The 11,950-nt window shown below is 47.9% G+C and carries 10 protein-coding genes; 1 reads left to right on the top strand and 9 read right to left on the bottom strand.

Annotation, left to right across the window (positions count from 1 at the left end):
• The 8 genes from DRI82_RS05070 to DRI82_RS05035 all read right to left on the bottom strand — a co-directional run.
• The coding region (locus DRI82_RS05070) for a TcfC E-set like domain-containing protein (RefSeq protein WP_211317630.1) at positions 1–941 on the bottom strand (941 nt) is incomplete at its 3' end.
• A 357-nt stretch (positions 942–1,298) separates the two neighbouring features.
• Positions 1,299–1,808 (bottom strand): CS1 type fimbrial major subunit, encoded by a 510-nt coding sequence (locus tag DRI82_RS05065; RefSeq protein WP_114192395.1) that lies wholly within the window; start codon positions 1,806–1,808, stop codon positions 1,299–1,301.
• 906 nt (positions 1,809–2,714) lie between these two features.
• On the bottom strand, positions 2,715–3,578 hold the full coding sequence (locus tag DRI82_RS05060) for a ribokinase (protein WP_114192394.1): 864 nt from the start codon (positions 3,576–3,578) through the stop codon (positions 2,715–2,717).
• Between the two features lies 1 nt (position 3,579).
• Positions 3,580–4,437 carry a MurR/RpiR family transcriptional regulator gene (locus DRI82_RS05055; RefSeq protein ID WP_114192393.1) on the bottom strand — a complete coding sequence of 286 codons (858 nt, stop codon included), beginning with the start codon at positions 4,435–4,437 and terminating at the stop codon, positions 3,580–3,582.
• Positions 4,437–5,408, bottom strand: a complete 972-nt coding sequence (locus tag DRI82_RS05050) for an ABC transporter permease (protein ID WP_114192392.1) — start codon at positions 5,406–5,408, stop codon at positions 4,437–4,439. Before DRI82_RS05050 ends, DRI82_RS05055 begins: the two co-directional genes overlap by 1 nt.
• A 41-nt stretch (positions 5,409–5,449) precedes the next feature.
• Positions 5,450–6,943, bottom strand: a complete 1,494-nt coding sequence (locus tag DRI82_RS05045; protein ID WP_114192391.1) for a sugar ABC transporter ATP-binding protein — start codon at positions 6,941–6,943, stop codon at positions 5,450–5,452.
• A gap of 19 nt (positions 6,944–6,962) precedes the next feature.
• On the bottom strand, positions 6,963–8,003 hold the full coding sequence (locus DRI82_RS05040) for a sugar ABC transporter substrate-binding protein (protein WP_114192390.1): 1,041 nt from the start codon (positions 8,001–8,003) through the stop codon (positions 6,963–6,965).
• Positions 8,004–8,064: 61 nt separating this feature from the next.
• A complete protein-coding gene (locus tag DRI82_RS05035) occupies positions 8,065–9,045 on the bottom strand; it encodes a TIM barrel protein (RefSeq protein WP_114192389.1) in 981 nt (326 codons plus the stop codon).
• A gap of 296 nt (positions 9,046–9,341) precedes the next feature.
• Between DRI82_RS05035 and DRI82_RS05030 the strand changes: the two genes are divergently transcribed.
• Positions 9,342–10,514 carry an alpha/beta hydrolase gene (locus DRI82_RS05030; protein WP_114192425.1) on the top strand — a complete coding sequence of 391 codons (1,173 nt, stop codon included), beginning with the start codon at positions 9,342–9,344 and terminating at the stop codon, positions 10,512–10,514.
• 79 nt (positions 10,515–10,593) lie between these two features.
• Here the strand turns inward: DRI82_RS05030 and DRI82_RS05025 are convergent, their stop codons facing one another.
• Entirely contained in the window at positions 10,594–11,796 is a 1,203-nt protein-coding gene (locus DRI82_RS05025; protein WP_114192388.1) for an MFS transporter, read from the bottom strand.
• Positions 11,797–11,950: the final 154 nt, after the last annotated feature.

Below are 11,950 nucleotides of genomic sequence, written 5' to 3'. Positions count from 1 at the left end.
TTCTCACGGCTGAGCACCTGCCCGTTGCGGTTCACCAGGCGGATTTCCACGCTGTAGAAGCCGCCGGGCAGCAGGTTGTAGTCAATCTCGTTACGGCCAATCACCGCCGGTACCCGGCGGATAAGCCGCCCGTCGCGGTAGAACTCGTAGTCACCGTCGCTGGTGGCGAACAGCACCAGCTTGCCGGCTGACTTTTTATCCTGGTTGAGGTTGTCCTGGCTGCCCAGGGTGACAAACTGGTCAAAGCTCGGGTTCAGCGAGGTATTGACGCTGCCCGCCGCCGCATCCCGGGTGTCCTGACGGCCACCGCGCAGGTAGGTGGAGGCAAAGTTTTTCTGCAGATACCAGGTACTGATCCCCTGATCTGTCTGCCGGGTGTTGTAGTTTCGGTTCTGGCTGTAGTACCAGCTCAGGTAGCCGTAGCTCTGCGCGGGCAGCCCCAGGTAGCCCTGGCCGAAAGCGGACACCGCACGGTATTCCTGCGAAGACGCACGCAAATCCAGCGACTGGTTGTGGATAAAGCTCAACATGGTCACGGGTTGGACGTAGCGCGAACTGCCATTGCTGATGGTCAGGGACTTTTTCACCTTGTCCAGCGACACGTTCTGGCCACTGAGGGTGTAGTCACAGCCATTTTCGCAGACGGCATAGGGAATTTGGGGGAGCACCTTGTTCAGCGTGGCGATCTGCCCGGCTGAGATACCGTTCTGGCGGTAAAGGTTTTCATCAAACGTGAGCTGATTTTTCTCTGCAGACCAGCTTACCGGCCCTGGCAACGGCGTACCGTCCAGTGTGGCCAGAAACTGCATGGATTTGTCCTGATCGGATTCGGAAAACCCTGCGGGCACCTGATATTCAATCTGGACATCATTTGCATATGTTGCGGCTGACGGTGCCAATAGCAATAAGGAAGTTGCCCATCCTGAGATAACTTTTGCCATGGAGAATCCGTTCCATAAGTAGAGTAAACAACACTGCCAATAATTAATGTGTTAACAATCACCCGAACTGGCGCGCCTAATAATTAACATAATAATAACCAACCAGGGTAAAGGACTTAATAAGCAATGTAATAATTAACCAATATGACGTGTTTAATTCTAATGATGAGTCAGTTCTTCAGTGAACTGTTAATATCTGTTAATGTTTTTACGATACTTTAATTAATGCCAAACTCCTGGCTTTAACCTAAACACTGTAAGAGGAGACACGATACCCATTGAGATAAATAATAGGGTCATTATGCATAACCCTATTATTATCAACGCCACTGTTCAGGATATTACAGCAAGCTCAGATTATATCGTAGGTTCAAACAACATGACCAGATCACCCTGGTATTGGCCGTTGTTTGTCTCAGCAGGGTCGCCAACAACCATTGTTGGTGCATCAGCCAGGATTTGCAGATTATAGATGTTGTCATAATTGCCGCTTACCTGAGTAGTCTGGGTAATGGTATTGACACCCGTGGCAGGCAGGGGTTCACCCGCGAAGTTGACTACAACGTTCTTGAACTCGGCACCGTTATCCTTATGAATAACAACCGCCTGCACCAGAGAAACAGCTACTTTTTCAGCTTTGCTGAAAATACGCACTGGCAGAACGTTTGATGCAAATTCAGTCTGGGTATAATCCTTGGCATAAAGCTCTTCTGTAGTATACCAGGATTTACCGTCAGGCTTGGAAACATAGATTGCATCGTTAATGGTAGCAACGAGGTTAATCTTTTTTTCCACGCCATCAGCGGCATGCGCCATACCGGTAGACAGAATTGCAGCGGCAACAACAGACAGAAGAATCTTTTTCATTATAACTTCCCTTATTATATCAATTAGTACGACGTTCTTAATCATTAAGAAACGCCAATAATTTTCCGTTCCATAATGAACTTTATTCAAATAATCCTTTTTGAAAAGATTATTTGGAAGCAGTTCATAAATGAAGAGATTCAGACTCAGAGGTTAACTATAAAAGCCGTAAAAAATGTCACCAATAATAAGTCAATTTACGTACCAATGACTTCATTATAGAGATGATTCTTACACCGAGGAGATGCTTTTTTTTTATATACAATGCGTGTTTGTTATTTCACCAGTAAAAAAATTAGGACTCTTCTTAGAAGAAAGTTTGTAAAGCCTGAGCCCATGCCACTTACAAGCATTTATTTCGGAAAAACAGAAAAACGACTACAAGATCAATTTAAGGTGTTTTTTTTATATCTTTACAAATGATAGAGGTATTTCTTCCCTGAAAAGGTGAAATTGTGTGATGGCGATCTGTTTGACCTTTAGGGGTAAACGCAGTCAATCGCCATTTGCACACTCACTTTTTAAGGAACGGATCGCCTCAACACCCTTAACAACAATAGCATCAATTTGCGCTACTCGCCGTTATCTGAGAGAGAAGAGGGCGTCAGCAAGCACGGAACCACCAGCAGGTAGGGCGTAGCAAGCAAACACGTCATTAAGACAACCCCTACATCAGGGGTTACTGTCTGAACCAACGGCTGTTACAGTAATGAAAGCACGTATAACAATGTTGCATAAGAACTGGATAAATGACAGTGCGTAGATGAACAGCATGCCAAATCATCGTTATTGATACAAATCAATTTTCGATAATTCACCGGCGTTTATTGGAGGCAAAACCCGCCTTCTCTTTATTAAGAGGCGGGTTCAGGATGACAAAAGCAGAGGGTAGTGAGAAAAAAGGGATTATGACTGCCTACGGGAGACATGCTCTCCCGCGGCCTGATTGGCAAGAGTCACCGCCTGGGTCAGGGAATCACCGTTTTGCAATGATGCACACAGCGTGCCCATAAAACAGTCCCCGGCGCCGTGGGTACTCACCAGAACGACTTTCTCTGCCGGTAACGACTGGCATTCCCTGGCGGTTTCGCAGAAAGCAACGCCATGCTCCCCCGCTGTCACCACCGCAACCGGGAAGGTAAGGCTCAGCGCGTTTGCCGCAGCCCGGGCACTGTCTAAGTCATTCACGTCAATACCACACAGATCACGGGCTTCAACCGCGTTAACGACCAGCAGATCGATACACGCCTGCATCTGCGCAGAGAGCTCCCGAGCCGGTGCCGCATTCAGGCATACGGTAATGCCGCGTTGTTTGGCCGCGCTGGCCGCCTGCAAATTAAGCGCTTCGGGCACTTCATTTTGCAGGAGCAACATCGTCGCCCCCTGCCAGACGTCATCGTTATCAAACTGGCTGGGATCGATGTGATTGTTGGCATTGGATACCACCACGGCACCGTAGTCATTGTCAGCATCCATAATAGCTACGCTCATACCAGAAGGCGCGACATCGGTTACCGCCACATGGTGGGTGTCGATACCCTGCCCTTTGAGCACCGAGAGTAAAAACTCGCCCTGATGATCGCTACCGACAGCACCAACAAAACGTACCTGCGCCCCCGCTTTCGCGGCGGATACTGCCTGGTTTCCTCCTTTACCGCCAAATTTAAAGGAGCAGTGGCTCCCTATCACGGTTTCGCCTTTTTCCGGGCGATGATGGGCCTGAAGCATAATGTCGTAATGAAGACTGCCAGCGACTATGATTTTACTCATGTTAGTATTCTCTTAAGTCCTTGACCGCCTGCTGGGTTTTTTTCAGATTCTTTTCGGCTTTATTAAGATCTTTCTTTGCAATCGCCACAAATAACGCATCCAGAATGTTTAGCTGGGCTATTCGCGACGCTGCATTTTCCCCTAGCAAATGCGACCCTTGAGAGGTTGAATTGAGAACCACATGCGCACTGCGCGCAATGGGCGACTCGGCATAGTTGGTGATGGCAATGACTTTGGCTCCGTTACGTGCCGCAAGCTTGATAGGGTCATTGACTGCGCGCGTGGCCCCGGAATGGCTAATAGCGACCACCGCGTCATCATCCGAAAGAATGGCTGCCGACATAAGCATGATATGGGCGTCATCGTAAACCGTTGTTTTAATCCCGATTTTCAGCAGTTTATGTGACATGTCACGGGCGACGGTTGCCGAACCGCCGACTGCATATAAATCAATATGTCGGGCCTTAAACAATATTTCTGCCGCACGATCAAATTCAGAGACATCAAGAATCGACATCGTTTCTTCTATGGCCTGAATAGACGTTCTGAATACTTTTGCCAGTAGCTGTTCCGACGAGTCATCAGATTCAATTTCCTCATGAAGATTTGCCACTTCAGAATAATTATAATAAATCAAACTACTTCTGAAATCCCTGAAGCCGGAGAAATTAAGTTTCTTTGCCAATTTGACGATCATCGCCTCAGAAACATTATTTTCCTGCGCAATCTCTTTTAATGAAGTTTGCCCGGATAAATCAGTTTTAGAGGTAATGGCATCGACAACTTTTCTCTCCAGTGGCGTAAGGTGTGGCAATCTCATGCGAATTTGAGCGCCTGTTGCTCGTGGATCCTGCTTCATTACTTGCCTCGTGTCGCTCGGTCAATCAACATCGCTATGATAATAATAAGCCCGGTAGCAAGCAATTGATAAAAGGCCTGAATATTTAGAAGGGTCAATCCATTACGTAACGACCCCAGAATAATGGCCCCAATAAGGGTTCCGATTATACTGCCTTTGCCGCCCATCAATGATGCGCCACCGATGGCCGCCGCCGCGATAGCATCCAGTTCCCATAAATTACCCATTGTCGGCTCAGCGGCACCAAGACGACCAATCAGAATAAGGGATGCCAGAGACGCCAACATACCGGATATGACAAATACGGTGACTTTTGTTCTCTTCACAGGTACCCCGGCAACGCGAGCAGCCTCTTCGTTGCCGCCGACCGCCAGGATGTATTCACCCAAAGGCGTTTTATTCATTAATACCCAGAGAATAATGGCGATGGTCACCACAATGACAATCGGTGCTGGAACACCAAACACCTCAGTGTTAATGACGCTGCGAAATTCCGGAGGGATGCCAAAAATAGGGTTACCATTGGTGAAAATCAATGACATAGCCCGGAACAACGATAATCCGCCGAGGGTAACAATGAAGGGCTGCAACCCGGCATAGGCCACCAGGGAACCACTGAATACACCGCACAGTGCGCCAACACCCAACGTTGCCATGACAGCAAGCGGAATGGGCACGCCTGCCACCATAAGCGTTGCCCCAAGAACCGCCGACAAGGCTGCCGTGGGCCCGACGGAGAGGTCGATACCACCGGAAATAATCACCAGCGTCATGCCCAGCGCAATAATTCCATTGATGGACGACTGTTGCAGGATATTCAACAAATTTGGAATGGTCATGAATACTGGCGAGAGCATAGAAAAGGTGCCGACAATAATCAATAAACCAATAAGTGTTCCCGCATCACGTACATTGAATTTGAATAATGCAGATGCAGGGGTTTTAGGCTGAGAATTACCTTGTGTGATCATGATGATAGCCTTAATGATAAAAATAGGGTGCTAAACTGTTTTCAGTTCAGATCATTAATCGCATAACGAGCGATATTCTCTTCCGTGATATCGTCGCCTTTCAATTCCATGGTTATCTTTCCTTCCCGCATAACCAATACCCGATCAGAGATGCGAATAATTTCTGGCATTTCGGAGGAAACAACCACAATGGCTTTGCCCTGCTGAGCAAGTTTTTCTATCAAATTATAAATTTCAGATTTGGCACCAATGTCAATTCCCCGGGTTGGCTCATCAAAAAGGAAAACTTTATTGTCTGCTGCAACCCAGCGACCAATAATAACTTTCTGCTGATTACCACCGCTTAATGTACCAATCGGTTTTTCAATATTTAAAGGGCGCAGGTTCAGATCGGTCATCACCTTTAGCGCGACCTGGTTTAATTTTGTTTTTCGTAATAACCCGTTGCGGGTAAACATCGCCATAGAAGGAAGCGCGATATTCATTTTCACAGCGCGTTCTTTAACGATGCCCTCTTTCTTGCGATCTTCGGGAACCAGACCAATCCCGGCCTTGATAGCAGAACGGATGGTGAGGTGTTTTATCGCCGTTCCCTCAACCAGCACGGTGCCACTGGTCTTGGAGTCGATACCGGCGATCAGTTTCAGCAGTTCGGTACGCCCCGCGCCAACCAGTCCCGCAATCCCCAGCACCTCACCAGCCCGAACGCTAAAACTTGCCGGGAGAACGGCTTTGCCGCGGCCCAGCTCTTCCACGCGCAACACCTCTTTGTCGCTTACAAAGGAGTTGTGCAGCATCTTCTCAATCTTGCGCCCCACCATTTTAGTGACGATGCTTTCTTCCGTTTCGTCACAGATATTGACCACGCCGACCTGTTTTCCATCCCGTAGAATGGTCGCCCGATCGCACACTTTAAATATCTCATTCATTTTATGGGAGACATAAATCAACGAAACATTCATCGACTTCAGGTCAGAGATCAACTCTGCCAATCGGTCAAACTCCCTCGGTGTCAGGCTTGAGGTGGGTTCATCCATGGCGATGATTTTCGCGTCCTCAAGTAACGCCCGGGCAATCTCCACAATCTGCTGCTGGGAGACTTTCAGGTTCTTGATTGGCTCGTCCGGATTAATGCTCGGATCGAGACGTCTGAGAATGGATTTTGCCTTGGCGTATTGCGCTTTTTTGTCGACAAACAGCCCTTTACAGTTCGTCAAGGGTCGCCCAAGAAACATATTCTGTGCTACGGAGAGTTCAGGAACATGTTGTAATTCCTGATGAATCATAGCAATACCAGCGTGACGCGCAGAAAGGGGGCTCTTCATCTGAATAACCTGCCCCTCAACGCTGATTTCGCCGGAATCCGCTGCCCTCACGCCAGAGAGAATATTCAGCAATGTCGATTTCCCTGCGCCATTTTCACCGATCAGCGCATGTACCTCGCCGTGTTTCACTGAAAAATCCACATCCTGAACCGCAACAGCGTTGCCGTAGGTTTTGTTGATTCCACGCATGGTTAAACAATATTGTTCCATAACCCCTCCGTAACCCTGCTTACTGCTGATTAAGCAATTGACGCAGTTTCTCGTTGTCTTTTGTTGAGAAAGCGTCCGCATTTTCTTTGGTGATTAACGCCTGAGGAGTGGAAACCACGCGTGACAATTTCTGACCACCAATAAGACGCAACATTACGTCCATCGCCACTTCGCCAGTCAGTACCGGGAAACTGTCAACCGTACCGGTCAGTTCACCACGTTTGATTGATGCATAGGCATCGGAAATACCATCGGTACCAAACACGGCAGTCTGTTTGGCTTTACCTTGCGCACTCACGGCTTCCACCACCCCGAGCGCCATACCGTCGTTATTGGCGTAAAAACCAATCAGATCGGGATGTTGCTGCAAAATCGTTGAAGCGGCGTTATAGGCATTTTCACGACTCCAGTTGGCCGGGATACTGGCAACCACAGTAAATTTACCGCCAGCTTCAATGGTTTCCCGGAAACCTTTGGTGCGCTGCGCTGCGGCATAAACGCCTGGCTGCCCTTCAATAACCGCAACTTTACCGCCTTCAGGATGATGCTTGATAAACCAGTTGGCGACCCGAACCCCGTTATCTTTCTGCACATTCCCCACGTAATAGGCCGCATTGGGCATGACCGCGTCATTGACGTTCACGACCGGAATACCTTTGCTTTTGGCGACTTCATAGGCGGGTTGTAAATTGGCATCTGTTTGGGGAGAAACCAGCAGCCCATTGAATCCCTGGGAGATTAATGTTTCGGCGATAGATAACTGACCAAGCTGATCGTCTTCATTCGCTGCCGCCTGATAAGCAACAGTGAAACCATGTTTGTCGGCGACGTTTTTATAACCCCCCCCAAGGGAGCGCCAGTACTCATTGGTCAGCGTCTTGGACACGCCGCCAATTTTCAGTTTGCTGTCCACTGCAGGCAGCGGACCGTATTTGGTCGCAAGCTCAGTCCAGTCAGTACGATCGGGCTCAGTGTCAGATTGCAATGGCGGTAAATCGGCTGCATAGACACTGGTACAAAACAGGGTAGAGGCGAGTACAGAGAGTAGTTGTTTTTTCATCATCTATCCTTCGGCTTGTTGTTTATAAAGGATGGCAACATATGGCATTAATTATGCGGTGCTATTGGGCAAACAGGATGTCGTTTACAATTTGCTGCGAACTCACGGCATCCTGTTTACTGATGGCAGCCATCAATTCAGGGTTGTTGTTGAGCTTTTCGCTCAGTTTCAATAAACGGGTGACGGTCGCGATATTGGTTTCGGCTTCACGCACGGGATCGAGGCCACTGGCATCGGGGAAGGTGTCGAAATAGTATGCCCCCTGATAACCATCACGCTGCATCTGCCACAGGAACTCCAGCGTTGCGCGTGGATTAACGGATCCTGCCATCAGGCCGTCATCGCGTTTACCCCAGCCGTCGTTAAGGTCCAGACCCAGCAGACGGGAACGGCGCGCAACCATCGCAGCGGCATACGCCGGGATCTCATTGGCGTAAAGTACGTGGGCAAAATCAAGCGTGATACCCAGATTCGGGCAACCGGCCTCTTCTACCGCCAGCAGACAGGTCGTGACGTTCGGGAAAATACTGTAAGCACGGGGTTCGTTGGGTTTGTATTCAATGCTGATATCAAAATCGGGCGCATATTCGGCCACTTCGCGCACCGCAGAGATCGCGTCTTCCCAGATTTTTTTGTAATCCACCTGGAAGCAGTAATCAAAACCATCCTGCCCCATCCACAGGGTCATCAGGCGAGATCCGAACTCCCGGCCAGCATCAATACCGCGCTTGGTAAGCTCGATAGCCTGGCGACGAATCTTCGGATCCGGATTGGTGTAGGCGCCGATTTTAAACTCCGGTGCATCCCAGCGCATTTGCATCCCATTCACGGCCAGCCCCACATCTTCGATTTTCTGGCGCATGATTTTGAGGTCGCCATGAATGTGCTGTGGGTAGTTCAAATCCAGATGGGTCAGTCCCTTCACGGTTCCGGCACGTTCAATCATTTGCATTACTGAGGGCTTGCCTTTCAGCTCTGGCCAGTAGAGCCAGGCACCAGAGGCAAAGGAGTTCAGACGCGTGGCAAATTTAAGTTCTGACATGGTGTGTCCTTTGAAAATTGAATCGTGATGTACTTTCCTACTTCACGATTATTTGTGAAGTAGTTAATTATCGGCATACAACTGAACAACCCGCAAGTATTCTTGGTGTTTAAATAATCAATTTGAGAGATAATTCACGAAATGAGTGGTGCGCAAAAATCGATCTCGTTTCTGAATTTCACCATGTCATTGAAGTTTTAAGAAAAAACAGGAAAGGTGTTAAAACGGCAAAAAGAGACAGATTGCAGGGTCATATGGCGGTGTTATTTAGCATGGAAAAAGGCCGGATCGGTGTCATGACGAGAAAACGTAAGGGATGGCGGGATGTCGCAATGTTATGCAGTTTGATGCTGCTCGTCGCCTGCACACCCAAGAAATCTGCCACACCGGATACCGGCTACGTCTCATTTAACGAATATCAGACCGCCAGCCGCCAATTGCTGATACAACACCGCCGCTTCCAGACCAGCGATCATGCAACTGAAATAGAACGTAATCTGCCACGCGAGTGGCGACCCGTCGGCAAGGCGAAAGGTGGCATATTGCTGGTGCATGGATTGGGGGATTCACCCTGGTCGTTTACCGATATCGGGCCCATGCTGGCGACCCAGGGTTATGTGGTCAGAACCATTCTGCTGGCCGGGCACGGCACTGCTCCCAAGGATCTGATGGGCGTGGATCTGCGCGACTGGGAACAGGAAGTTCAACGCCAGACTGAGATGCTGCACAAGGAGTTTTCCACGGTATTTCTGGGCGGATTTTCCACCGGCGCCAATCTGGTCACCGTTTATGCCCTGACCCACAACGACATCTCCGGGCTGCTGCTTTTCTCACCGGCGTATCAGGCCAAAAGCGATCTGGTGTGGCTGACACCGATAATCCGCCCATTTCGCCCATGGTTAAGACCGCCAAACGCGTCCCGTCCGCAACAAACCACAGTGCGCTATCTCAATACTCCAACGAATGGCTTTGCGCTGTTTTACCGCAGCAGTCGTAACGTTAAGTCACATCTGTCGACTTATAACAAACCGGTGCTGATTGTCACCGTTGCCCATGATTCGGTGCTGAATACTCAGCAAACCCTGACGCTGTTCGAGCGCTATTTCACCCACCCCGCCAGCAAGCTTATCTGGTACGGCGAACTTCCGGCAGATGTCACCGCCCCGGCGCGGATAGCGGTAAAACCGGATTGGCTACCGCAACAGCGAATCAGCCAGTTTTCGCATATGGGAATTTTATTCTCACCGGACAATCCGTTATATGGCTCTCAGGCCAAAGAGAAATTCTGCTGGAATGGGCAAAACGACGTCGCTTTTGACGGGTGTATGCGCGGCGAGAGCGTCTGGTATTCAGATTGGGGCTATCGCCAGCCGGGAAAAATATACGCCCGACTGACCTTTAATCCGTACTGGTCGTGGCAGAATGAGGCAATCGGCAATTTTTTGCGGGATGCAACATTCAAGCCATAACACTTTGCATAATGCGGTGGCGTTCCTTTATGAAATACGCCTATTCACACGATTGTGTTTTTTCACTGGCAGATCCTGGTTAGATTTCTCTCCTTCTTAAATCTATTTTTTCATATTCGGCTTTATAGGGAAAAGAACAAACAAGCATAAAAATGGTCAGTAAAACAAGAGCAAAGAATGTCACTTGAACACCTAAGTAACTGATAAAATATCCTGCCAAAAGACTGCCTGCCGCCGCACTGGCTTTTATCATTAATCCGCTGAGGGCTGAAATCCTTGCTACATGGCTATCGGGCATTTCCCTGATAGAATATATATTGTAACTTACATTCCACACGCCCCCTAAGATGGCCTTGAGAACAAAAAATACAAAATATCCAATTGGGTTTTGAAATACCAAGAAACCAATAAAGACCAGTATTCTTAGCGTATTGACACCTAGCACCAACGTTCTGAAGGAAAAATAGGAGATTATTCTCTTGGAAATAAAACTGCCCAGAATCCCACCGACGCCGAGACCGGACAGGATAGCGCCGGTAATGTCGAAACCGAAATCATTTGATTGCAGTGAGAAAATGACACCAAGGTATAATATTGGGTGAAGGAGATTGTTGATAGATGTCAATGCCACCATTAAACTAAAAAATCGACGCTCCCGCATCCAACCAAGAGCCTCCTTTATGTCCCCAACAAATCCACCCTTCGTATTAATACACTCACTCGCATGAGTGAGATTTATTTTAAGTAAAAAGAAAACAGCCAAAAATGAAATAAAAACCCCAATAAAATATGGATAAAACGCACTTAATGTTATAAGTCCCCCACAGATGAGCGGGGCCACCAGTTGAATGGCACGGGTGCGTATTTCATAGCGGGATAAAATGGCAACAGAATCCTTGCCTTGTATAAGTATCTTTAATGCGGCAGGTTCTGTCACCTCGGTAAACACGGTGAAAGTACCAAAAATAAAGGCGATGACAATGACCCAAAACAGGCTTTCATCCTTTAATAGATACATTCCAATGATGAAAAGAATGGTACAAGTTAATCTCCCCACCTCACTGTATATCAATGTTTTCTTTTTGCTTTTCTTTTCAATTATTGTGGAGGAAAAAACCTTAATGACAATAACGGGTAAGAAAAACGCAAAGGTACACCACCCTATTTCTATTGCTGAAAATCCGAGATCTATTGCAACCAAAGGGATTGCCAGGTGGAATATTTCTATCCCTAACAACGAGAATGCCGAACTGAAAAGGAAATTATTAAAATTCTTACTCATAGCCCTATCCTTGTTCTTACATTGAAATGCGGCTTAAAATGCCGCATTTCAATTTTCACTACAGGCTAGAAAAATATCTTGCATCCCATCCTCTGAGAGCATCACCATCGATCAGATAGAACTTATAATCAACGTCTTGATTTATGACATTTGA

This window comes from Edaphovirga cremea (assembly GCF_003332275.1).
Classification (GTDB): domain Bacteria; phylum Pseudomonadota; class Gammaproteobacteria; order Enterobacterales; family Enterobacteriaceae; genus Edaphovirga; species Edaphovirga cremea.
The sequence above is the reverse complement of the archived record's forward strand: the minus strand, read 5'-3'. Positions and strand labels throughout refer to the sequence as shown.